This is a genomic window from Mycobacterium sp. NGS62, from assembly GCF_059812285.1.
This window is the reverse complement of sequence record NZ_JCALCK010000001.1, coordinates 336315-359932: the sequence shown is the minus strand read 5'-3', so window position 1 is coordinate 359932 and position 23618 is coordinate 336315. Positions and strand designations below refer to the sequence as shown.

The window sequence follows — 23618 nt, the reverse complement described above, 5'->3', positions numbered from 1 at the left end:
CGGTCAGCCCGCCGCCTGGAATTGCTGCACCAGCGACATGGCGGACGCGCGGGACAGTTTCCAGCCGCCCTGGTTGACGAAGGTGATGTTCTGAGTGGTCGGCGCCAGGTTCGGGCCGGTGGCCGTGACCTCAGCCGAGGCGGCACCCGGACCGGCCGGTGCGATATTCGCCACATTGAATGACAGCGGCAGGGAGCCACGCTGGGCGGCCTTCTGCAATTGGCGGTCAGCGAGACGGCCCTCGACCCCGCCGACGCCGCCCTCGACCAGGTTGCCCTTGCCGGCGAACGGAACACTGGGGTTTTGCAGCTCGTTGAGGACGGTGATCAACTCGCCGGCAGTCGGCACGTCAGCCGCGGGATCCAGCGGGAGCGGCGCGCCGAACACGACCGGTTGCACCTGGGGCGCAGCCTCGGTAAAGGCTGCACTGAAAGTCATACCGGCGGCTGCCGCACCGATTGCGGCGACTGCGGCAACACCCGTGGCTAGGGATTTCACGGTGACGATTGTCCTCTCGATCAGACTGACTCGAACTAAATGTTAACTCCGGCGCCAGTGTGCCCTATTTCGAGATCCCGCATGATTCCGAAATCGCCGGTAGCGTTGAAGTATCCGCCGCGCCTCCTTCCGGGGCGAGAAAGGAGCGCAACATGGGTGAGTCAGAGCGCGAAGCGTTCGAAGCCTCCCGCGAACCCGACTTGTCCAGCGAGGATGCGGCCGAGCTGGAGGAGTTGCGGCGGGAGGCGGCTATTTTGCGCGAACAGTTGGACAACGCTGTCGGGCCGCAAAGCGCCGCGCGCAGCGCCCGCGATGTGCATCAACTCGAGGCGCGCATCGACTCGCTTGCGGCGCGCAATTCCAAATTGATGGAAACCCTCAAGGAAGCTCGCCAACAACTGCTTGCGCTGCGTGAAGAAGTCGACCGGCTGGGGCAGCCGCCCAGCGGCTACGGCGTGCTGTTGGCCACCCACGACGACGAGACCGTCGACGTGTTCACCTCGGGCCGCAAGATGCGCCTGACATGCTCGCCCAACATCGATGTCAAATTGCTGAAGAAGGGCCAGACACTTCGCCTCAATGAAGCGCTGACCGTGGTCGAGGCCGGGACTTATGAATCGGTCGGCGAGATCTCGACCTTGCGGGAAATCCTGGGTGACGGTCACCGGGCCCTGGTCGTCGGCCACGCCGACGAGGAACGCATTGTCTGGCTAGCCGAACCGTTGGTCGCCTCGGATTTGCCGGATGGCGTCCCCGACGCGCTCAACGACGACACCCGTCCGCGCAAATTGCGCCCCGGCGACTCACTGCTGGTCGATACCAAGGCGGGGTATGCGTTCGAACGCATCCCCAAGGCTGAGGTCGAGGACTTGGTGCTCGAAGAGGTGCCCGACGTCAGCTACGAGGACATCGGTGGTCTGACTCGTCAGATCGAGCAGATCCGCGACGCGGTGGAGTTGCCGTTCCTGCACAAAGAGCTCTACAAGGAGTACGCGTTGCGCCCGCCCAAAGGCGTGCTGCTCTACGGCCCGCCCGGTTGCGGTAAAACGCTGATCGCCAAAGCCGTCGCCAATTCGCTGGCCAAGAAGATGGCCGAGGTCCGCGGCGACGACGCGCGCGAAGCCAAGTCCTACTTCCTCAACATCAAGGGTCCCGAACTGCTGAACAAGTTCGTCGGCGAGACCGAGCGTCACATCCGGCTGATCTTCCAGCGGGCCCGGGAGAAGGCGTCCGAAGGCACGCCGGTGATCGTGTTCTTCGACGAGATGGACTCGATCTTCCGTACCCGCGGCACCGGCGTTTCCTCCGATGTCGAAACGACGGTTGTCCCGCAGCTGCTGAGTGAGATCGACGGCGTGGAGGGGCTGGAGAACGTCATCGTGATCGGCGCCTCCAACCGCGAGGACATGATCGACCCGGCGATCCTGCGACCGGGACGCCTTGATGTGAAGATCAAGATCGAGCGCCCGGACGCCGAAGCGGCACAGGACATTTTCTCCAAGTACCTCACCGAGGAACTGCCGGTGCACGCCGACGATCTGGCCGAATTCGGCGGCGACCGCTCGCTGTGCATCAAGGCGATGATCGAGAAGGTGGTCGACCGGATGTACGCCGAGATCGACGACAACCGGTTCTTGGAGGTCACCTACGCCAACGGCGACAAAGAAGTCATGTACTTCAAGGACTTCAACTCCGGAGCGATGATCCAGAACGTCGTCGACCGGGCCAAGAAGAACGCGATCAAGTCGGTGCTGGAGACGGGCCAACCGGGCCTGCGCATCCAGCATCTGCTTGACTCGATCGTCGACGAGTTCGCCGAGAACGAGGACCTGCCCAACACCACCAATCCCGATGACTGGGCACGGATCTCGGGCAAGAAGGGCGAGCGGATCGTCTACATCCGCACCCTGGTCACCGGCAAGAGTTCGAGCGCCAGCCGCGCTATCGACACCGAGTCCAACCTCGGCCAGTACCTGTAGTCACCATTCGCGTCAGCGTGCGTGTCCCCGGTCGACACGCCGCGCGAAAGCCGTAGTTTGCGCACGTTCGCGGCGAAGTCAGCGCCCGCTGAGCCGTCGCCTAGTCTTTAGGGCATGCAACGAATCATCGGGACCGAGGTCGAGTACGGCATATCGTCGCCGTCGGACCCGACTGCGAACCCGATCCTGACCTCCACGCAGGCGGTGCTGGCCTATGCCGCCGCCGCAGGTATCCAGCGGGCCAAACGGACCCGCTGGGATTACGAGGTGGAGTCGCCGCTGCGGGATGCCCGCGGCTTCGATCTGAGTCGCTCGGCCGGGCCGCCGCCGGTCGTCGATGCCGACGAGGTCGGCGCCGCCAACATGATCCTGACCAACGGTGCGCGGCTCTACGTCGACCACGCGCACCCGGAATACTCCGCCCCCGAATGCACCGACCCGCTCGACGCGGTGATCTGGGACAAGGCCGGCGAGCGGGTGATGGAGGCCGCCGCCCGACACGTCGCCAGTGTGCCCGGGGCGGCCAAGCTGCAGCTGTACAAGAACAACGTCGACGGCAAGGGCGCCTCGTACGGATCGCACGAGAACTACCTGATGAGCCGGCAGACACCGTTCTCCGCCGTCATCGCCGGACTGACCCCGTTTCTGGTGTCGCGCCAGGTGGTCACCGGCTCCGGGCGGGTCGGCATCGGGCCCGCCGGCGACGAGCCCGGCTTCCAGCTGTCCCAGCGGGCCGACTACATCGAGGTCGAAGTCGGGCTGGAGACCACGCTCAAACGCGGCATCATCAACACCCGCGACGAGCCGCACGCCGACGCCGACCGCTACCGCCGGCTGCACGTGATCATCGGTGACGCCAACCTCGCCGAGACGTCGACCTACCTGAAGCTGGGTACCACGGCGCTGGTGCTCGACCTCATCGAAGAGGGCCCCCAGCACGGCATCGACCTGACTGACCTGGCGTTGGCGCGGCCGGTACATGCCGTGCACGCCATCAGCCGGGACCCGTCGCTGCGCACCGCGGTGGCCTTGGCCGACGGACGTGAACTGACCGCGCTTGCGCTGCAACGGATTTACTTGGATCGGGTCGCAAAGCTGGTCGATTCCCGTGACCCGGATCCGCGCGCCGCCGACGTCGTGCAAACCTGGGCGGGAGTCCTCGACCAGCTCGAGCGCGACCCGATGGATTGTGCGGACCTGCTCGACTGGCCGGCCAAGCTGCGGTTGCTCGAGGGATTCCGGCACCGGGAAAATCTGAGCTGGTCGGCGCCGCGGTTGCATCTGGTCGATCTGCAGTACTCCGATGTCCGGCTGGACAAGGGGCTGTACAACCGGTTGGTGGCACGCGGCTCGATGCGCCGGCTGGTCACCGAACAGCAGGTGCTGGGCGCGGTGGACAATCCGCCGACCGATACCCGGGCCTACTTCCGCGGTGAGTGTCTGCGGCGGTTCGGGGCCGATATCGCCGCGGCCAGTTGGGACTCGGTGATTTTCGACCTGGGTGGTGACTCGCTGGTGCGTATCCCGACGCTGGAGCCGCTGCGCGGCAGCAAGGCCCACGTCGGTGCGTTGTTGGACTCGGTGGACAGCGCGGCGGAGCTGGTGGAGCAACTGACGACGTGAGCCCGACAGTGAGCATGGTTAGCCGCGGCAAGACCGGGGTCGACCGGTAGGCTGGAGAAACCGGCCGCCGTGTACTGCGCGGCCGATAACGATGCAGGAGGCAGCGATGGCTCAAGAGCAGACCAAGCGCGGTGGTGGCGGCGGAGACGACGACGATCTGACTGCCAGCACGGCCGCGGGCCAAGAGCGTCGCGAGAAGCTGACCGAGGAAACCGACGATCTGCTCGACGAAATCGACGACGTTCTGGAAGAGAACGCCGAAGACTTCGTGCGCGCATACGTCCAAAAGGGCGGCCAGTGACCTGGCCGTTTCGTGATCGCTTGGCCACCAACTCAGCAATTTCCGGAGTCCCCGCTAGCCCTATAGAGCTGTCGTCTTTCGCTGATTTTCTGCGTCGTCAGGCGCCGGAGTTGTTGCCGATGGGCGCTGGTGGGGCTGAGCCCAGCGGGCAATTGCCGCACGGGACGACCATCGTCGCGCTGAAATATCCCGGCGGTGTGCTCATCGCCGGTGACCGGCGCTCGACGCAGGGCAACATGATCGCCGGGCGGGATGTACAAAAGGTCTACATCACCGACGAATACACCGCGACCGGCATCGCCGGCACGGCGGCCATCGCCGTCGAATTCGCCCGGCTCTACGCGGTCGAACTCGAGCACTACGAGAAGCTGGAAGGCGTCCCGCTGACGTTTGCGGGCAAGGTCAACCGGCTCGCGACCATGGTGCGCGGCAACCTGGGGGCCGCCTTGCAGGGTCTGGTGGCGCTGCCGCTGCTGGCCGGCTACGACATCGACGACCCGGCCCCGGAGAAGGCGGGCCGCATCGTGTCCTTCGACGCCGCGGGCGGCTGGAACCTCGAAGAAGAGGGCTACCAGTCAGTGGGTTCCGGATCGATTTTCGCCAAGTCGTCGATGAAGAAGCTCTACTCACAGGTGAGCGACGCCGACTCCGCGTTGCGGGTAGCCGTCGAGGCGCTCTACGACGCCGCCGACGACGATTCGGCGACCGGCGGCCCGGACCTGGTCCGCGGGATCTACCCGACCGCGGTCACCATCGACGCTGACGGAGCGGTCGACGTAGCTGAGCCGCGCATCGCCGAGCTGGCCCGACAGGTTATCGAAAGCCGTTCCCGCGCAGATACTTTCGGTCCTGACGCGCAGCGGGGTGAAGCGTGAGTTTTCCCTACTTCATCTCGCCCGAGCAGGCGATGCGCGAGCGCAGCGAACTCGCCCGCAAGGGCATCGCCCGAGGCCGTAGCGTGGTGGCGCTGGCGTACTCCGGTGGTGTGCTGTTCGTCGCCGAGAACCCGTCGCGGTCACTGCAGAAGATCAGCGAACTCTATGACCGGGTCGCCTTCGCGGCGGCGGGAAAGTTCAACGAATTCGACAACCTGCGCCGCGGTGGAATCCAGTTCGCCGACACCCGCGGCTATGCCTACGATCGCCGCGACGTCACCGGCCGGCAGTTGGCCAATGTCTACGCCCAGACGCTGGGCACGATCTTCACCGAGCAGGCCAAGCCGTACGAGGTCGAGTTGTGTGTGGCCGAGGTCGCGCACTACGGCGAGACCAAAGCGCCCGAGCTGTACCGGATCACCTACGACGGCTCGATCAATGACGAACCGCATTACGTGGTGATGGGCGGCACGACGGAGCCGATCACCACCGCGCTCAAGGACTCCTATGCCGAAAACGCCGACCTGGCCGACGCGGTCCGGATAGCCGTCGACGCGCTGCGGGCCGGCAGCGCCAACGGCGACCAACCCACCCTCGGGGTGTCGACGCTGGAGGTTGCCATCCTCGACGCCAGTCGGCCGCGTCGCGCGTTTCGGCGGATCACCGGCCCGGCGCTGGAACGGCTGCTGCCGAAAGAGGATTCGGCGTCGGACAAGTCGCCGGAGGAGCCGAACGGCGGCTAGCGTGATATCGCAGGTGATATCGCTTTAAAACCTAGGGCATATGGTTTGCGGCCGGTATAGCTGTGGCCCGTGTGGCGCCTGGGTCTTACGGCGCCCCGGCGACGGCATGTCCCACCCACGGCATTCAGACACATATCCACAGCTCCACAGGCGAGGCTTCCCACCGTCCCCGTACGGCAACAAGTACGCTCGATCACGTGCAGCGACGGATTATGGGCATCGAGACCGAATTCGGTGTTACCTGCACATTTCACGGCCACCGCCGCTTGAGTCCCGACGAGGTAGCCCGCTACCTGTTTCGCCGGGTGGTGTCGTGGGGTCGCAGCTCGAACGTGTTCCTGCGCAACGGCGCACGGCTGTATCTGGACGTGGGCAGCCACCCCGAGTACGCCACCGCCGAATGCGACAGCCTGGTGCAACTGGTCACCCATGACCGGGCCGGGGAGCGGGTGCTGGAAGATCTGCTCGTCGACGCCGAACAGCGGCTGGCCGACGAAGGCATCGGTGGCGACATCTACCTGTTCAAGAACAACACCGACTCGGCGGGTAACTCCTACGGCTGCCATGAGAACTACCTGATCGTGCGGGCGGGCGAGTTCTCCCGTATCTCCGATGTGCTGCTGCCGTTCCTGGTGACCCGCCAGCTGATCTGCGGGGCGGGCAAGGTGCTGCAAACGCCCAAGGCCGCCACCTTCTGCCTGTCCCAACGTGCCGAACACATCTGGGAGGGCGTATCGAGCGCAACGACGCGATCACGGCCCATCATCAATACCCGCGATGAGCCGCACGCCGACGCCGAAAAATACCGGCGCCTGCACGTCATCGTCGGCGACTCCAACATGTGCGAGACCACCACCATGCTCAAGATCGGCACGGCCGCGCTGGTGCTGGAGATGATCGAAGCCGGGGTGGCGTTCCGGGACTTTTCACTGGACAACCCCATCCGCGCGATCCGCGAAGTCAGCCACGACGTGACGGGCCGACGCCCGGTGCGACTCGCCGGCGGGCGTCAGGCGAGCGCGCTGGATATCCAACGGGAGTACTACGCGCGGGCCGTCGAGCACTTGCAGACTCGGGAGCCCAATGCCCAGATCGAGCAGGTCGTCGACCTCTGGGGACGCCAGCTCGATGCGGTCGAAACCCAAGACTTCGCCAAGGTCGACACCGAAATCGACTGGGTCATCAAACGCAAGCTGTTCCAGCGTTATCAGGACCGCTACAGCATGGAGCTGGCCGACCCCAAGATCGCCCAACTCGACCTGGCCTACCACGACATCAAACGCGGCCGCGGGGTGTTCGATCTGTTGCAGCGCAAGGGCCTGGCGTCGCGGATCACCACCGATGAGGAAATCGAAGAGGCCGTCGACCAGCCGCCGCAGACCACCCGCGCCCGGTTGCGCGGCGAATTCATCAGCGCTGCGCAGGCCGCCGGCCGCGACTTCACCGTCGACTGGGTGCACCTCAAACTCAACGACCAAGCCCAGCGCACCGTGCTGTGCAAAGACCCATTCCGATCAGTCGACGAGCGGGTCAAGCGGCTGATCGCGAGCATGTAGCCCTCTACCCTGGTGCCCGTGACGACGTCGAAAATCGAACGGCTGATGAACCTCGTCATCGCGCTGTTGTCTACCCGCGGCTACCTGACCGCCGAGAAGATCCGGTCCACCGTCAAGGGCTACGACGACAGCCCCAATGCCGAGGCGTTCTCCCGGATGTTCGAGCGCGACAAGAACGAGTTACGCGACCTCGGCATCCCGTTGGAAACCGGCAAGGTGTCCTCGTTCGATCCGGTCGAGGGCTACCGCATCAACCGCGACGCCTACGCGCTGCCCGATATCAAGCTGACCGGCGACGAGGCAGCCGCCGTGGCGATCGCCACCCAGTTGTGGGAATCGCCCGAACTGATCACCACCACCCAGGGCGCGCTGCTCAAGCTGCGGGCCGCCGGAATCGACCTCGACCCCGACGCGCCGGTCGCCATCGCGTCACCGGCCGGTGCGGCCGGCTTGCGCGGCTCGGAGGGCAGCCTCGGCCCCCTGCTGGCGGCCATCGAGGCCGGACAGGCCGTGCGGTTTCCACACCGGCCGTCTCCGACGGAGGCGTACACGATGCGCACCGTCGAACCGTGGGGGGTGATCACCGAGAAGGGCCGCCCGTATCTGGTCGGGCACGATCGCGACCGCGACGCGACCAGGGTGTTCCGGCTGTCGCGGATCGGCGCGGCCGTCACCGCGATCGGCCCCGCCGGCGCGGTGACTCAGCCAGCGGATGTGGACCCGCGCGCGATTGTCGCTGAGGCGGTGACTGACGCGCCGACTGGCGTGCACGCCCGAGTATGGGTGGCCGAAGGGCGGGCCACCGCGCTGCGGCGCGCCGGAAACTCTGTCGAGACGCGGCAATTGGGCGGTCGCGACGGCGAGGTGATCGAACTCGACATCGGGACCACCGACCGGTTGGCGCAGGAGATCACCGGCTACGGCGCCGACGCCGTCGTGCTGGAACCGGAGTCGCTGCGTGAGGACGTGCTGGGCCGGCTGCGAGCCTACGCATGACGGCGCTGACCACCCGCCTGGTGCGGCTACTCAACATGGTGCCGTACTTTCAGGCCAACCCGCGGGTTACCCGCGCCGAGGCCGCCGAAGACCTGGATGTGTCGCTCGAGCAGTTGGATGCCGACCTCAATCAGTTGTGGGTCTGCGGTCTTCCCGGTGGCTTCGGCGGTGACCTGATCGAGTTCGATTTCTCCGGTGACACCATCGAGGTGATCTTCTCCGCCGGCGTGGACAAACCGCTGCGGCTGACCTCACCGGAAGCCACGGTCATGCTGATCGCGTTGCGGGCACTGGCGGACATCCCGGGCGTTGTCGACCCGGAGGCAGCGCGCAGCGCGATCGCCAAGATCGAAACCGCTGCCGGTATCGCCGCGCGGGGATCCGGAGCGGCCGTCGACGAGCCGGCTCCGGCCGAGAGCCAGGCCACGGCCGCGGTGCGTTCCGCAGTGCGCGACAACCGTGCTGTGGCGATCGACTACTACGCCGCCTCGCACGACACCCTGTCGCACCGAGTCGTCGACCCGATCCGGATCGTGGTGATCAACGACCACAGTTACCTCGAGGCGTGGTCACGTGAGGCCGAAGGCGTGCGGCTGTTCCGGTTCGACCGGATCGTCGATGCGCAGGTGCTCGACGAGCGGGCCGCGCCGCCGGAAGCCGCCTTGTCCGCGCCGCCGGATACCTCGCTGTTCGATGCCGATCCCGAGCTTCCCTCGGCCACCCTGGAGTTGGCCCCGGCGGCGGCGTGGATGTTCGAGTACTACCCGATGCGCCTGCTGCGCGAGCTGCCTGACGGTTACTGCGAGGCGGCCATGACCTATGCCTCCGATGACTGGATGACGCGCGTGGTGCTGGGCCTCGGACCGGCGGTGCGGGTGCTGGCCCCCGAGGCGCTGGCCCAGCGGGTACGGGACGCCGCGGCGGCGGCGCTGGCGATGTACGAGGCGGCGCTGCGGTAGCATCGGTTGGACGTCTGGAGGTAACCAAAGTGGGCAGTTTCAGTCCGTGGCACTGGGCGATCCTCGCCGTCGTAGTGGTCATATTGTTCGGTGCCAAGCGGCTCCCTGACGCCGCACGCGCACTGGGCAAGTCGTTGCGAATCTTCAAATCCGAGGTCCGTGAACTACAGAGTGAGGGCAAGCCGGACGCGCCGGCCGCCCCGACAACCGTGCAGGCCGAACGGGTCGACCCGCCGGCACCTGCACCCGGACAGGATCGGCAGGCTTAGTCTGCGATCGCTGTCAGGGTGTCTGAGCGTCACCCACTGACCGTCGTGCGCACCACCGGTTTATTCAGGCGACTCGATCCGCGCCTGCGTCGCAGCCGCACCAATCCAGACGGGACGATGTCGCTCGTCGACCACCTCACCGAGCTGCGTACCCGGCTGCTGATCTCGCTGGCCACGATCGTGCTGACCACCGCGCTGGGGTTCGTCTGGTACTCGCACTCGCTGTTCGGGGTGGAAAGCCTGGGGGAGTGGCTGCGCCATCCGTACTGCGCGTTGCCGCCGTCGGCGCGCGCGGAGATCAGCGCCGACGGGCAATGCCGCTTGCTGGCCACCGCGCCGTTCGACCAGTTCATGCTGCGGCTCAAAGTCGGGCTGACCGCCGGCATCGTGCTGGCCTGCCCGATGTGGCTCTACCAACTGTGGGCGTTCATCACGCCGGGGCTCTACAAGAAGGAGCGGCGCTTCGCGGCGGCATTCGTCATTCCCGCCGCGGTGCTGTTCGTCGTCGGTGCTCTGCTGGCCTACCTGGTGTTGTCGAAGGCATTGCACTTCCTGCTGACCGTCGGCAGCGACGTCCAGGTCACCGCATTGTCCGGCGACCGGTACTTCGGATTCCTGATCAACCTGCTGATGGTTTTCGGCATCAGCTTCGAATTCCCGTTGCTGATCGTCATGCTCAACTTGGCCGGTGTGCTGAGCTATGCGCGGCTGCGGTCCTGGCGGCGCGGCCTGATCTTCGCGGTGTTCTGCTTTGCGGCGATCTTCACCCCGGGATCGGATCCGTTCTCGATGCTCGCGCTCGGGCTGGCGTTGACCCTGCTGCTCGAACTGGCCATCCAGATCACCCGCCTGCACGACAAACGGAAAGCCAAACGCGAAGCGCTGACCGAGATTCCCGACGAGGAGGCGTCGACCATCGAACCGCCGTCGGCGGTGGCGACGCCGTCGGGCAGCGCCGGATCCCATGACGACGTCACCTGACGGCCACTCGGGCGAGCTGGCGCGGTTCACCGCGGAACTGGCCTTCGGGCTCGACGGTTTCCAGCAGCAGGCGTGTGCGGCGCTCGAGCGCGGCCACGGGGTCTTGGTCTGCGCGCCCACCGGGGCCGGCAAGACCGTGGTCGGCGAGTTCGCGGTCCATTTGGCGCTTGCTGCGGGAGGTAAATGCTTCTACACCACCCCGTTGAAAGCACTGAGCAATCAGAAGCACACCGACTTCGTTGCCCGCTACGGCAAAGACCGGATCGGGTTGCTCACCGGCGACCTGTCGGTCAACGCCAATGCACCGGTGGTGGTGATGACTACCGAGGTGTTGCGCAACATGCTGTATGCCGGTTCGCCTGCGCTGCAAGGGCTTTCCCATGTGGTCATGGACGAGGTGCACTTCCTGGCCGACCGGATGCGGGGCGCGGTGTGGGAAGAGGTGATCTTGCATCTGCCCGACGAGGTGCGGCTGGTCAGCCTCTCGGCGACGGTGAGCAACGCCGAGGAGTTCGGCGGCTGGATCCAGACCGTGCGCGGCGACACCGCGGTGGTGGTCGACGAGCACCGGCCGGTGCCGTTGTGGCAGCACATGCTGGTCGGTAAACGCCTCTTCGACCTGTTCGACTACGACGGCGACGGGGCCAAGCATCAGCCCCATGTCGACCCGAACCTGGTGCGCCACATCGCCCATCGCCGGGAGGCCGATCGGCTCGCCGACTGGCGTCCGCGCCACCGTGGCCCGGGGCGGCCCGGCCGGCCCAGCATGTACCGGCCGCCGCCGCGCCCGGACGTGATCACCGCGCTGGACCGCGAAGGCCTGCTGCCCGCGATCACGTTCGTGTTCTCCCGCGCCGGATGTGACGCGGCGGTCGCCCAATGTCTGCGCTCGTCGTTGCGGCTGACCACCGAGGAGGACCGGGCGCGGATCGCCGAGGTGATCGACCATCGCTGTGGCGATCTGGCTGACGCCGACCTCGACGTGCTCGGCTACTACGAGTGGCGCGAGGGCCTGCTGCGCGGTTTGGCCGCTCACCATGCCGGGCTGTTACCGGTATTCCGGCACACCGTCGAAGAGCTGTTCACCGCCGGGTTGGTCAAGGCGGTATTCGCCACCGAGACCCTGGCGCTGGGCATCAACATGCCGGCCCGCACGGTCGTGCTGGAACGGCTGGTCAAGTTCAACGGCGAGCAACACGTTCCGCTGACGCCGGGCGAGTACACCCAGCTGACCGGCCGGGCCGGTAGACGCGGCATCGACGTGGAAGGCCACGCGGTGGTGATCTGGCATCCCGATATCGAACCGGCCGAAGTCGCCGGCCTGGCCTCCACCCGCACCTTCCCGCTGCGCAGCTCGTTCGCCCCGTCGTACAACATGACGATCAATCTCGTGCACCACATGGGCCCCGAGCAGGCGCACCGGCTGCTGGAGCAGTCATTCGCCCAGTACCAGGCCGACCGTTCGGTCGTCGGGCTGGTCCGCGGTGTCGAGCGGGGCGAGCGGATGCTCGAGGAGATCGCGGGCGGGCTGGGCGGCCCGGACGGACCGATCCTCGACTACGCCCGGCTGCGCGAACAGATTTCGCAACGGGAACGCGCGCAGGCCCGCGCCTCGCGGTTACAGCGGCGGCAGGCCGCCAACGACGCACTGGCCGCGCTGCGCCGCGGCGACATCATCACGATCCCGCACGGCCGCCGCGGCGGCCTGGCGGTGGTGCTGGAATCCGCCCGGGACAGCTCCGATCCCCGGCCGTTGGTGCTCACCGAACACCGCTGGGCCGGCCGGATTTCGTCGGCGGACTACTCCGGGGCGGCGTCGCCGGTCGGGTCGATGAGCTTGCCCAAGCGGGTTGAACACCGCCAGCCGCGGGTCCGCCGGGATCTGGCGTCGGCGCTGCGCTCGGCGGCGGCCGGACTGGTCACCCCGGCGACTTGGGGCCGGCGACGAGGCCAGGCATCTGATGGCCCCGATGTGGATCCCGAGCTGGCGTCGCTGCGCGAGCAGATGCGCCGTCATCCCGCCCATCAGGCAGCCGACCGTGAAACCCAGATGCGGGTCGCTGAGCGATATCTGCGGATTGAACGCGATAACGAGCAGCTGCAGAAGAAGGTGGCCGCGGCCACCAACTCATTGGCGCGCACTTTCGACCGCATCGTCGGGTTGCTCACCGAGCGCGGGTTCATCCGGCACCGCACAGCCGACGACGATGATCCGCAGGTCACTGACGACGGCCGGCTGTTGGCCCGGATCTACAGCGAAAGCGACCTGTTGGTCGCCGAATGCCTGCGCACCGGGGCGTGGGCCGGCCTGCGGCCAGCAGAACTGGCCGCGGTGCTCTCGACGGTGCTCTACGAGACCCGCGGCTCTGACGGTCCGGGGCCGCCGCTGCAACACGGGGAAGCGCTGCCCGCGCAGTTGCGCCAGGCGCTGCACCGGACACGACGGCTTTCGGCCGAGTTGCGTGCCGACGAGCAGCGGCACCGCATCACACCGAGCCGCGAGCCCGACGACGGGTTTGTCGCCGCGATCTATCGCTGGGCCAGCAGCGGCGACTTGGCGTCGGCGCTGGCGGCCGCCGACAGTGAGGGTGGCGGTTCGCCGTTGTCCGCCGGGGACTTCGTGCGCTGGTGCCGGCAGGTGCTCGACCTGTTGGACCAGGTGCGCAACGCCGCGCCGCAACCGGACCTGCGGGTCAGCGCGAAACGCGCGATCGACGCCATTCGGCGCGGCGTCGTCGCAGTTGATGCCGGGTAGGCTGAGCTCCGGCTACGGTTACAGACGGCAGTGTCAGTACTGAGAGGACCGAGAACACGATGAGTGGACCGCAGGGATCCGACCCGACGCAGCCGTGGCAGCCGCCGCAGGGCGAGGATCAGCAATCCACCGATCAGCCGACCGCACAGGCCTCGCCCTGGCAGCAGGCATCCGGCGCTGAGCAGCAGGGTTGGCAGCAGCCATCCGCCGACCAGCAGACCTGGCAGGCGCCGGCGTACACGCCTACCGAGTATCCGCAGTACCAGCAGACCGGCCAGTTCTATCCGCCGTCGCAGCCGTACGCGCAACCACCGGCCTACCCGCAGTCCGAGCAGTATGGCGCGCAAACCGAGCAATACGGTGGCCAGCCGGGCCAGTACGGTCAACCGGGCCAGTACGGCCAGCCCACCCAGTACGGCCAGCCGGGCCAGTACGGCCAGTATCCCCCCGGCCAATACGGTCAATACCCGCCACCACCGGGGCAGTACGGTCCACCGCCGGCGGGCCCGCAGCGTTCGCGAGCAGTGATCGGCACGGTCATCGGAGTGTTCGCCGCTGTGGTCGTCGCGGTGATTCTGGTGCTGGGCTTCTGGGCGCCCGGGTTTTTCGTGACCACCAAGCTGGACATCAACAAGGCGCAGACCGGTGTGCAGCAAATCCTTTCCGACGAGACCAACGGCTACGGCGCCAAGAACGTCAAAGACGTCAAGTGCAACGACGGTCAGAACCCGGTCGTCAAAAAGGGCGGAACCTTCGACTGCAACGTCAGCATCGACGGCTCCAAACGGCAGGTGACCGTGACTTTCCAGGACAACAAGGGCACCTACGAGGTCGGCCGGCCCAAGTAAGCCACCGTCAGCCGGGTAGCGAGTCCAGCGCTTTCTGCAGCCGGGCGATCGACGAGCCGACACCGAACTGGTGTGCCAGCTCTGCGACGGCGTTGGGGTCGGCGGCCGCCAGCGGCAGCGCATCGCTCGGCGTCGACAACGTGACCGGCGCATCGGTGGCCACCCGCACCACCGGCCCGGCGGCTTCGACGTAGTCGGCGGCCTCCTGAAGCTTCCGCCGAAGTCCTTTGGACAGCGATGATTTCGGGTCATCGACGGCAGCCAGGATGCCCGCCAGTGAGCCATGCTGCGCCAGCAGCGTCGCCGCGGTCTTCTCGCCGATACCGGGGACACCGGGCAGCCCGTCGGACGGATCGCCGCGCAGCAACGCCAGCTCGGCATAGCCGGCGCCGGCCCGATCGGCGGGCACACCGTAGCGGTCGGCCACCTCGGCCGGCCCCATCAGCGTCGCGTTGGTCAAGCCGCGGCCCAGGTAGAGCACCCGAACCGGCACCGGATCGTCGCCGACCACCTGTAGCAGGTCGCGGTCGCCGCTGACGACGACGACGGGGTCGCGGCGTTCGGCGGCGGCCAGTGTGCCGATCACGTCGTCGGCCTCGAAGCCGGGCGCGCCGCCGGCGGCAATGCCGAACGCGTCCAGGATCGCCTCGATCATCTCCACCTGCGGCGACAACTCGTCGGGCACTTCCTCGACATCCGGCTGGCCGTCGGGGTTTTCCTGCTCGACGCGGTGCGCTTTGTACGACGGGATGGCGTCCACCCGAAACTGCGGGCGCCAGTCCAGATCCAGGCACACCACCAACCGGCCGGGCCGCTGCTTGGTGATCACCAGCGCTACCGAGTCCAGGAAACCGCGGACCGCGTTCACCGGCCGGCCGTCGGGTGACGTGATCGACGACGGCACCCCGTAGTAGGAGCGGAACCACATGCTGGCACCGTCAAGCAGCAGCAGAGGCGCAGACATGCTCGCCATCGTCTCACGACGGCGAGCGTCGACTTGTCGTCGTCCGTTGCCCGAAATCGCCCCGACAACTCGACGTTCGGTCCGGGGTGGGTGATCGCTAACCTTGCTGAGGTGAACTCCCGATTCGACACCGACGTATACGCCCGCCGCCTGGCCGCAGCGGCCGCCGCCACCGCCGGCGCGGGCCTGGCGGGTTTGGTAATCACCCCCGGCTACGACCTGCGGTATTTGATCGGTTCGCGCGCACAGACCTTCGAACGGCTCACCGCATTGGTGTTGCCGGCCTCCGGTGACCCCACCGTGGTGGTGCCGCGGCTGGAGCTGGCCGCGCTCAAGGAATCGGCGGCCGCGGATCTGGGCTTGGCGGTGGCCGATTGGGTCGACGGCGACAACCCCTATCAGCTGGTTGCCGCGGCACTCGGCGGCGCCCCAGTGGCGACGGCGGTCACCGATGCGATGCCGGCGCTGCATTTGTTGCCGCTGGCCGATGTCCTCGGCATACTGCCGGTCCTGGCCACCGGGGTGCTGCGCCAGCTGCGGATGGTCAAGGACGCCGCCGAGGTCGACGCGCTGCGCAAGGCGGGTGCGGCGATCGACCGGGTGCATGCCCGGGTGCCGGAATTTCTGGTGCCGGGCCGAACCGAGGCCGACGTCGCCGCAGATATCTCCGAAGCGATTGTCGCCGAGGGTCATTCGGACGTCGCGTTCATCATCGTCGGCTCCGGTCCGCACGGCGCCGACCCGCATCACGAATGCTCCGACCGCGAACTTCACGCCGGGGACATCGTCGTCGTCGACATCGGTGGCTCCTACGAGCCGGGATATCACTCCGACTCGACGCGGACCTACAGCATCGGTGAGCCCAGCGCTGAAGTAGCGCAACAGTATTCGGTGCTGCAGCATGCGCAGCGCACGGCTGTGGCTGCGGTTCGCCCGGGTGTGACGGCGCAGCAGGTGGACGCGGCCGCCCGTGACGTGCTGAGGCAGGCCGGCCTCGGCGAGTACTTCGTGCACCGCACCGGGCACGGCATCGGGCTGTCCGTGCACGAAGAGCCCTACATCGTCGCGGGCAACGACGTCCCGCTGACAGCGGGCATGGCATTTTCCGTCGAGCCGGGCATCTACTTTCCCGGCCAGTGGGGGGCCCGCATCGAGGACATCGTCGTGGTGACCGAAACCGGCGCCGAGCCGGTGAACCAGCAACCACATGAACTGATCGTCGTTCCGATCGACTGACCCGCGGCGCAGCGACTACGCTCGGGCGATGAGCAACCACGACCGTGCCGCTGCCCGTCGGGAAATCGCCGACGCTTTGCTCCTCGCCCTGGAACGTCGCCACGAGGTATTGGACGTGATCGTGGAGGCGGACGACCGACCTGCCGCGGTTGAGGCGATCGTCGCGTCGCTGGGGATTTCGCACCGGGGCAGCGAGGCGGTGATGGGAATGTCGTTCGACCAACTCACCAAGGACTCCCGTAAACGGATCGCTGCCGAACTCGACGATCTGAACACCCAACTGAGCTTTACGCTGCAGGAGCGGCCCGCGAGCTCGGGCGAGAGTCTGGCGCTGCGGCCCTTCGCGGGCGAGGCCGACCGCGACATCTTCGGTGTGCGCACCGAGGAGATCGGCGGTGCGGGCGACGGGTCGGGCGGGCCCGCCGGCACCCTCGACGACGAGATCCGCGCGGCGCTGGCCCGGATCGACGCCGAGGATGCCGCCTGGTTCGTCGCGGTCGACGGCGCGCAGAAGGTCGGCATGGTCTTCGGCGAGCTCATCGGCCACGAGGTGCACGTCCGGATCTGGATCCGTCCCGACTGCCGCCACCGGGGCTATGGCACTGCCGCCCTGGGTAAGTCGCGACCGGAGATGGCGGCCTATTTCCCCGCGGTACCGCTGGTCATCCGAGCGCCGGGCGCCCGCGACGCTCACACCGGCTAGGCATCTGCGCGCAGCCGGACCATCCGCGTCGTGCTGCTCTCGTCCAGCTCTACCAGTTCGCTGCGCGACCGCAGAAAGTCACTGAAGGACCGGAATCCCAGTGACTTTTCACTGAACGACGGGTCCATCCGCTTCATTTGCGCCTTGACTGCCGAGTTGTGCAGCCATTCCGCGTCGTCCTTCTCGTGACCGATCCGCAGCGCCCGTGCCAGCAAGCCGGTGGCCGCGGCCTGCGCGTCGGGCGGTTGCGGCTCCTCGGCGGCCTCTTGGGCCTTCGTGCGTCGGGCCCGTTTCTTGGGCGCGGCGTCCTCGGGGCTGGAAACGCCGGGCAGAGCGTCGTAGCTGACAAAATCGTCGCAGGCTGCGGTGAGCGACCGACTGGTCGAACCGGCCACGCCGATACCGACGACATAGCGACCCAGCCGCTTACACCGTTGGGCCAGCGCGATGTAGTCGGAGTCGCCGGCCACGATGACGACGTGGGTCAGGTCGGGCAACCGGAACATGTCTTCGACCGCGTCGACCGCAAGCCGGATGTCGGCCCCGTTCTTGCCGTACGCCGCTGCGGGAAACAGTTGCACCAAATCGACTGCGCGGCCGACCAATTGGTCACGATAACCGGCGTTGACGTCGGCTGACCAGTCGGCATAGGCCCTGGTTAGCACCAGCGTCCCGAACGACGAGGCGAAATCGATGATGGCGCCGACGTCGACGGCGGCGTTCACCAACCGCTCCGGCTCTTTGTCGAAGCCGCGTGCCTTGTCCCGCTGGAACGAGTTGCGACCGTAAACCTGGTCATACCGCGACATCACGATGTTGTCGAAGTCGAGGTACACCGCGACGCGGTCCGCAGCGGGTTCCGTCAAATCAGCCCTTGCCGCGGTCGAGCAGATCCGACGATCCCAGCACCCGCTCCACTTGTACCTCGATGACCACCCGTCGCGGGTTTTCGCGCGGGGTGCGGTAGCGCTGCGCATAGCGCAGTTCGGCGTCGCGCACGGCGTCGACCCCGCTGTTCACACTGGCGCGCCCTTCCAGGGACAGCCAGCGGGCGCCGTCGACCTGGCTGAGCACAGCGACTCCGCCGCGCTCCGCGTTGACCGCCTTTTGCGAGCCGCCGCTGGTGATGACTCGTGCGATGTGGGTCTTGGGGTCGAAGGTGAAGCCGACGGCCACCACATGCGGCGAATTGTCCGCGCGCAGGGTGGTCAACATGGCCAAATGGCGCTCGGTGAGGAACGCCAGCGCGTCGGTGGTGAGCCGGGTGGTGGTATTCGCCATCACCGCTCACGTTATCGCAGGCGATAATCGCAGCCGTGGATGACACGGATGCCGGGACGGTGCTGATTCTGGGCGGTCGCAGCGAGATCGGCACCGAACTTGCGCTGCGGCTGGCTCCCGGGGCCACGGTGCTGCTGGCGGCGCGCCACGCCGACCGGCTCGGCGCGCAGGTGTCGATGATCCGGGCGGCCGGGGCGGTGGCCGTGCACACCTGCGAGTTCGACGCCGACGATCTGGCGTCGCACGGCGCGTTGGTGGAGTCGATCATCGCTGATCACGGACCGATCGAGACCGCGGTGCTGGCGTTCGGGATCCTTGGCGATCAAGCCCGCGCCGAGACCGACGCCGCGCATGCGGTAGCCGTCGTGCACACCGACTTCGTCGCGCAGGTCAGCCTGCTCACCCATGTGGCGGCGGCCATGCGCACCGCTGGGCGGGGCTCGCTGGTGGTGTTCTCCTCGATCGCGGGGGTGCGGGTGCGTCGCGCCAACTACGTCTACGGCTCGGCCAAGGCCGGTCTGGACGGCTTCGCCAGCGGACTGGCCGATGCGCTGCACGGCACCGGGGTGCGGGTGCTGATCGTGCGGCCGGGATTCGTCGTCGGCCGGATGACCGAAGGAATGTCGCCGGCGCCGCTGCCCAGCACTCCCGCGCAAGTGGCCGCCGCGACGGCGCGAGCGCTGGCCAAGGGGCGGCGCACCGTGTGGATTCCGCGGGCCTTGCGGCCGGCGTCGGTGGTGATGCGACTGCTACCGCAGTTCGCCTGGCGAAGGATGCCGCGGTGATCGTCATAGTGGGGATCGGCGCCGACGGGATGGCCGGCCTGTCGGAGCGGTCGTCGACTGAATTACGCAGCGCCGCAGTCATTTACGGCTCACGCAGGCAACTGGACATGCTCGACGCCTCGGTGCCCGCGCACAAGCGCGAATGGCCGTCGCCGTTGCTGCCGGCGCTGCAAAGCCTGCGCGACGAGTCGACCGACGTGCACGTGCTGGCCAGCGGCGACCCGATGCTGCACGGTATCGGCGGCACCCTGATCCGACTGCTGGGTCCGGACCAGGTCGTCGTGTTGCCGCATGTCTCGGCGGTGACGCTGGCGTGCGCCCGGATGGGCTGGATCGTCCAGGACACCGAAGTGATCAGCCTGGTGACCGCGGGGCCGCACACTGCGGTACGCCGCGGCGGGCGCGCGGTCGTGTTGTCGCGCGACGCCGGTACCCCGTTGGCGCTGGCCGGGTTGCTCACCGAATACGGCCGCGGCGATTCGCTGTTCAGTGTGCTCGAGCAGCTCGGCGGTCCAGGGGAGCGGTGTCGGCACAGCACCGCCCGCGACTGGGCCGTCGCCCCGCCCGACGATGTCGACGGCCTGAATGTGATCGCGGTGCGGTATCTGCCCGACGACCGGGTGTCGGCGGTGCTGCCCGAGGACGCGTTCGCCCACGACGGTCAGATCACCAAGCAGAGCATCCGCGCGGTGACGCTGGCGGCGTTGGCGCCGCGCCCCGGCGCGCGGTTGTGGGATGTGGGGTCGGGTTCGGGGAGCATCGCGGTGGAGTGGGCGCGCACCGGCCGGGGTTGCACCGCGGTGGCTTTCGAACGCGACGACATGCGTCGCGACAGCATTGCCCGCAATGCCACCGCGTTCGGCGTCGACGTCGAGGTGCGCGGCGCGGCGCCGCAGGCCTTCGATGGTGCTGCCACGCCGTCGGCGGTGTTCCTCGGCGGGGGGCTGACCCAGCCGGGGATGTTCGAGGCGTGCTTCGACCACCTGCCCGCCGGCGGACGGCTGGTGGCCAACGCAGTCACCGTTGAGTCGGAAGCCGTTCTGACGCAGCTGTATTCACGTTTAGGCGGAAGCCTGCAACGCTTTCAGCACTATCGTGGCGAGCCGCTGGGCGGCTTCACCGGGTGGCGACCGCAGCTGCCGGTCACCCAGTGGGCGATGACCAAATCATGACCGTGTACTTCATCGGCGCGGGGCCCGGCGCGGCCGATCTGATCACCGTGCGGGGGCAGGAGATGCTGCGTCGCTGCCCGGTGTGCCTGTACGCCGGCTCGATCATGCCCGACGACCTGCTGGCCCTGTGCCCGCCCGACGCGCGGGTCGTCGACACCGGACCGCTGACCCTGGAGCAGATCGTTGCCGAGATCGTCGAAGCCCACGCCGCCGGCCGCGACGTAGCCCGGCTGCACTCCGGTGACCCGTCGCTCTACAGCGCGTTGGCCGAGCAGTGCCGACAGCTCGACACACGGGGCATCGAATACGAAATCGTGCCCGGCGTTCCGGCCTTCGCCGCGGCCGCGGCCGCGCTGGGGCGTGAGCTCACCGTCCCGGGCGTCGCGCAGACAGTCACGCTGACCCGGGTAGCGACCTTGTCGACGGCCATGCCGCCCGGTGAAGACCTTGGCACGCTGGCCCGATCCGGTGGGACCCTCGTGTTGCACCTGGCTGCCGCGCAGATCGACGCCATCGTCCCGCAATTGGTGGACGGCGGCTATCGACCCGAAACACCCACGGCGGTAGTGGCTTTCGCCACCTGGCCGCAACAGAGTGTATTGCGCGGCACACTGTCCGACATCGCGGGGCAGATGCACCAGGCCGGGATTACCAAGACCGCGGTCATCATCGTGGGCGACGTGCTGGCGGCGGAGGGTTTCACCGACAGCTACCTGTATTCGGCAGGGCGTGCCCGGGGGAGCGGGCACTGATGCGGGTGCTGCTACTCGGCGGCACCGGCGAGGCGCGCGCGCTGGCCGCCCGGTTGTACCCAGATGTCGACATCATCAGTTCGCTGGCCGGCCGGGTGCCCGACCCGGCGCTGCCGGTCGGCGCGGTGCGCATCGGCGGGTTCGGTGGTGCAGCCGGACTGCGGCAGTGGCTGCGCGACGAACACATCGACACCGTCGTCGATGCCACCCATCCATTCGCGGCCACCATCACCGCACACGCCGCACAGGTATGCGGCGAGATGGCACTGCCGTATCTGGTGCTGGCCCGCCCGGCCTGGGATCCGGGCGACGCCACCTTGGTTGCCTCAGATACTGAAGCGGCTGAAGCTGTTTCGCATCGGGGATTTTCGCGGGTGTTCCTCACCACCGGCAGATCCGGTGCGGCGGCTTTCGCTGACAGCGAGGCCTGGTTTTTGATCCGCGCGGTCACGTCGCCGGACACCGAGGTCTTGCCCCGCCGCCACCACCTGCTGTTGTCCCGCGGTCCGTATTACTACGACGGCGAATACGCGCTGCTGCGCGAACACCGCATCGACGCGCTGGTCACCAAAAACAGCGGCGGGCAACTGACGCGGGCCAAACTGGACGCCGCTGCCGCGCTGGACATCCCCGTGGTGATGGTGGCCCGCCCGCCGCTGCCGCCCGGTGTGATGACAGTGGGCACGGTCGATGAGGCGGTGGCCTGGCTCCACTCGTCCAATGGCCACTTATGACACGCCGGATAGCAAAAAGCGTGCTCTAAATGGCCACTCGGCGGCGTGCCGCTGGAGCGCTAAACGGCCACCTTGTCGACCGGAGCCGTCGGTGCACCGACCAGCCCGTCGCGCCGCCGCTGACGATAGTTGGCCGAGGCCGCGCGCCACAGCATGTTGGGCCGCAGCAGCCGGTTCGGCGGATCGATGAGCGACGTTACCTTGACGAACTGATTCAGCGCGGCAGTGTCGAATTCCGCAGCGGTCAGCACGCGATCCACGTATCCGTTGAACATTCGCGTCGCCCAAGGTGGTTCGCCGTCGATCTCGGGCAACGCGAGGTCGCCACCGGCGGCCAGTTGCCACGCGTGGCGGATCGGCTTCGCCGAAGCCCGGAAGAACCGCCAAGCCAGATCGCTTGTCCCCGTGCATAAACAGCGCCGCAATACCAAGGCTTCCAGCGCGGCCACCGTCATACCTTGGCCGTAGATCGGGTTGAAGCTGCAGATTGCGTCCCCGATGACCAACAGCCCTTTGGGAAATCGCCGCATCTTGTCATACCGGCGCCACTGGCTCGACGGGACACGGTGCCGTACTACGTCCCCGATAGGATGGGCATCGCGTACTGCATCCAGCACATGTTGGGGTGCGAATCCTTCGGCGAATGCACACATCGCGGAGAGCTCGCAGGGCGGCTGCTGGCCCGCCATTCCCATCACGGTCAGCACCCAGGCGTCGTTCTCACAACTGATAAGCCCCAGCCCGGCGGGCCGGCCGGGCACCACGCCGACCAAGACACCCAGTTCGTGCAAAGCGCCGGGCCGCATCGTGAGCCGCTGACTGGAATAGGCGAGGTGGACCACGACGCGGTCTTCGATCGGGCGGGCGTAGCCCAGGCTTTCCAGCCACAGCGGCGTGCGCGATGCGCGTCCCGTCGCGTCGACGACTAGATCGGCCGGCAGGATCGACTCTTGCCGGCTGTGCCGGTCGACGGTGAGGACGCCGGTGACGCGGGTGCAGTCCGGTCTCGACATCAACTCGACGACATCGTGATCGTCGAGCAGCCTGACATTGGCGATGGCGCGGACCCGCTGCCGGACGTGGTGCTCCAGGAACGGCCTGCTGGTCAGATATAGGGCAGTCGCCTCGGCCGAACCGGCATTGACGACTCGGTGACCGCCTAGGTTGTAGTGAAACTTCGACAGGTCGCAGCCATCGAAGTACGGCGCACCGTCAGTGATCAGCTCGTCGAGAATCTCAGGAAACAGCTCATCCAATACCTGCGCACCCCTCGCCAACAGCGCATGTAGGTGGCGTCCCTGTGGTACCCCACGACGGTCGGCGGCCTCGTAGGGCAGGGTGTCGCGCTCGACTATCGTGACCGTCTCGTAGAACTCGGCCACTGCCCGTGCGGCCAGCAGACCGGCCATGCTCGCGCCCAAGATAACTGCATGATCACCGATCTTGGCCATTGCGCACCCACTCTCGACGAGCTGTCACTGACGCAAACCATGTTCAACGCCGGCGTAAGGAGCCGGACAGCGTAGTCAACTACTCGACTTTCTGGGTACGGTCCGCGCGGGAATAGCTGCCAAATTGCCTCGTGAGCTGGGCGGGCGCGGTTATAGT

At 67.3% G+C, this 23618-nt stretch carries 23 protein-coding genes; 18 read left to right on the top strand and 5 right to left on the bottom strand.

What is annotated here, in order from left to right:
• Positions 1 to 3: 3 nt before the first annotated feature.
• Positions 4 to 507, bottom strand: coding sequence for an MTB12 family secreted protein (locus tag AC5Y49_RS01735; protein ID WP_499884615.1), 504 nt, complete (start codon positions 505 to 507; stop codon positions 4 to 6).
• Between the two features lie 143 nt (positions 508 to 650).
• Here AC5Y49_RS01735 and arc point away from each other — a divergent pair, with 143 nt between their 5' ends.
• The 12 genes from arc to AC5Y49_RS01675 all read left to right on the top strand — a co-directional run bounded on the left by arc (position 651) and on the right by AC5Y49_RS01675 (position 14383).
• Positions 651 to 2477, top strand: a complete 1827-nt coding sequence (gene arc, locus AC5Y49_RS01730) for a proteasome ATPase (RefSeq protein WP_499884093.1) — start codon at positions 651 to 653, stop codon at positions 2475 to 2477.
• 114 nt (positions 2478 to 2591) lie between these two features.
• Entirely contained in the window at positions 2592 to 4100 is a 1509-nt protein-coding gene (gene dop, locus AC5Y49_RS01725; RefSeq protein WP_499884092.1) for a pup deamidase/depupylase, read from the top strand.
• A 106-nt stretch (positions 4101 to 4206) separates the two neighbouring features.
• Positions 4207 to 4401, top strand: coding sequence for a ubiquitin-like protein Pup (locus AC5Y49_RS01720; protein ID WP_062540654.1), 195 nt, complete (start codon positions 4207 to 4209; stop codon positions 4399 to 4401).
• Positions 4398 to 5276, top strand: a complete 879-nt coding sequence (gene prcB / locus AC5Y49_RS01715) for a proteasome subunit beta (protein WP_499884091.1) — start codon at positions 4398 to 4400, stop codon at positions 5274 to 5276. Before AC5Y49_RS01720 ends, prcB begins: the two co-directional genes overlap by 4 nt.
• Positions 5273 to 6019, top strand: a complete 747-nt coding sequence (gene prcA / locus AC5Y49_RS01710) for a proteasome subunit alpha (RefSeq protein WP_499884090.1) — start codon at positions 5273 to 5275, stop codon at positions 6017 to 6019. The genes prcB and prcA overlap by 4 nt, the downstream gene beginning before the upstream one ends.
• A gap of 197 nt (positions 6020 to 6216) precedes the next feature.
• A complete protein-coding gene (gene pafA, locus AC5Y49_RS01705) occupies positions 6217 to 7575 on the top strand; it encodes a Pup--protein ligase (RefSeq protein ID WP_499884089.1) in 1359 nt (452 codons plus the stop codon).
• Positions 7576 to 7593: 18 nt separating this feature from the next.
• Entirely contained in the window at positions 7594 to 8571 is a 978-nt protein-coding gene (locus tag AC5Y49_RS01700) for a helix-turn-helix transcriptional regulator (RefSeq protein WP_499884088.1), read from the top strand.
• Positions 8568 to 9530, top strand: a complete 963-nt coding sequence (locus AC5Y49_RS01695; protein WP_499884087.1) for a helix-turn-helix transcriptional regulator — start codon at positions 8568 to 8570, stop codon at positions 9528 to 9530. The genes AC5Y49_RS01700 and AC5Y49_RS01695 overlap by 4 nt, the downstream gene beginning before the upstream one ends.
• A 29-nt stretch (positions 9531 to 9559) precedes the next feature.
• Positions 9560 to 9799: a Sec-independent protein translocase subunit TatA gene (gene tatA / locus AC5Y49_RS01690; protein WP_499884086.1), complete on the top strand. Its 240-nt coding sequence runs from the start codon at positions 9560 to 9562 to the stop codon at positions 9797 to 9799.
• A 45-nt stretch (positions 9800 to 9844) separates the two neighbouring features.
• Positions 9845 to 10780: a twin-arginine translocase subunit TatC gene (tatC, locus tag AC5Y49_RS01685; RefSeq protein ID WP_499884614.1), complete on the top strand. Its 936-nt coding sequence runs from the start codon at positions 9845 to 9847 to the stop codon at positions 10778 to 10780.
• On the top strand, positions 10764 to 13535 hold the full coding sequence (locus tag AC5Y49_RS01680; protein ID WP_499884085.1) for a DEAD/DEAH box helicase: 2772 nt from the start codon (positions 10764 to 10766) through the stop codon (positions 13533 to 13535). Before tatC ends, AC5Y49_RS01680 begins: the two co-directional genes overlap by 17 nt.
• Before the next feature lie 59 nt (positions 13536 to 13594).
• Complete coding sequence (locus tag AC5Y49_RS01675) at positions 13595 to 14383, top strand: DUF4333 domain-containing protein (protein WP_499884084.1); 789 nt, start codon at positions 13595 to 13597, stop codon at positions 14381 to 14383.
• 7 nt (positions 14384 to 14390) lie between these two features.
• On the opposite strand, the gene AC5Y49_RS01670 is transcribed toward AC5Y49_RS01675, so the two are convergent.
• Complete coding sequence (locus AC5Y49_RS01670) at positions 14391 to 15347, bottom strand: 5'-3' exonuclease (RefSeq protein WP_499884083.1); 957 nt, start codon at positions 15345 to 15347, stop codon at positions 14391 to 14393.
• A 111-nt stretch (positions 15348 to 15458) separates the two neighbouring features.
• On the opposite strand from AC5Y49_RS01670, the gene AC5Y49_RS01665 reads away from it, so the two are divergent.
• Positions 15459 to 16583, top strand: coding sequence for a M24 family metallopeptidase (locus AC5Y49_RS01665; RefSeq protein WP_499884082.1), 1125 nt, complete (start codon positions 15459 to 15461; stop codon positions 16581 to 16583).
• A gap of 28 nt (positions 16584 to 16611) precedes the next feature.
• Positions 16612 to 17286 (top strand): GNAT family N-acetyltransferase, encoded by a 675-nt coding sequence (locus tag AC5Y49_RS01660; RefSeq protein ID WP_499884081.1) that lies wholly within the window; start codon positions 16612 to 16614, stop codon positions 17284 to 17286.
• On the opposite strand, the gene AC5Y49_RS01655 is transcribed toward AC5Y49_RS01660, so the two are convergent.
• Positions 17283 to 18152 (bottom strand): NYN domain-containing protein, encoded by an 870-nt coding sequence (locus AC5Y49_RS01655; protein WP_499884080.1) that lies wholly within the window; start codon positions 18150 to 18152, stop codon positions 17283 to 17285. The genes AC5Y49_RS01660 and AC5Y49_RS01655 overlap by 4 nt on opposite strands.
• A 1-nt stretch (position 18153) precedes the next feature.
• Positions 18154 to 18567 carry a F420-dependent biliverdin reductase gene (locus tag AC5Y49_RS01650; RefSeq protein ID WP_499884079.1) on the bottom strand — a complete coding sequence of 138 codons (414 nt, stop codon included), beginning with the start codon at positions 18565 to 18567 and terminating at the stop codon, positions 18154 to 18156.
• 35 nt (positions 18568 to 18602) lie between these two features.
• On the opposite strand from AC5Y49_RS01650, the gene dprE2 reads away from it, so the two are divergent.
• Genes dprE2 through AC5Y49_RS01630 form a run of 4 tightly spaced genes read left to right on the top strand, consistent with a single transcriptional unit; the run spans position 18603 to position 22010 of the window.
• The gene (gene dprE2, locus AC5Y49_RS01645) at positions 18603 to 19352 is read left to right on the top strand and encodes a decaprenylphospho-beta-D-erythro-pentofuranosid-2-ulose 2-reductase (protein WP_499884078.1); all 750 of its coding nucleotides are present in this window, start codon (positions 18603 to 18605) and stop codon (positions 19350 to 19352) included.
• A complete protein-coding gene (gene cbiE / locus AC5Y49_RS01640) occupies positions 19349 to 20524 on the top strand; it encodes a precorrin-6y C5,15-methyltransferase (decarboxylating) subunit CbiE (protein WP_499884077.1) in 1176 nt (391 codons plus the stop codon). The genes dprE2 and cbiE overlap by 4 nt, the downstream gene beginning before the upstream one ends.
• Entirely contained in the window at positions 20521 to 21276 is a 756-nt protein-coding gene (gene cobM / locus AC5Y49_RS01635) for a precorrin-4 C(11)-methyltransferase (RefSeq protein WP_499884076.1), read from the top strand. Before cbiE ends, cobM begins: the two co-directional genes overlap by 4 nt.
• On the top strand, positions 21276 to 22010 hold the full coding sequence (locus tag AC5Y49_RS01630) for a cobalt-precorrin-6A reductase (RefSeq protein ID WP_499884075.1): 735 nt from the start codon (positions 21276 to 21278) through the stop codon (positions 22008 to 22010). The genes cobM and AC5Y49_RS01630 overlap by 1 nt, the downstream gene beginning before the upstream one ends.
• A 59-nt stretch (positions 22011 to 22069) precedes the next feature.
• Here the strand turns inward: AC5Y49_RS01630 and AC5Y49_RS01625 are convergent, their stop codons facing one another.
• The gene (locus AC5Y49_RS01625) at positions 22070 to 23461 is read right to left on the bottom strand and encodes an FAD-dependent oxidoreductase (protein WP_499884074.1); all 1392 of its coding nucleotides are present in this window, start codon (positions 23459 to 23461) and stop codon (positions 22070 to 22072) included.
• Positions 23462 to 23618: the final 157 nt, after the last annotated feature.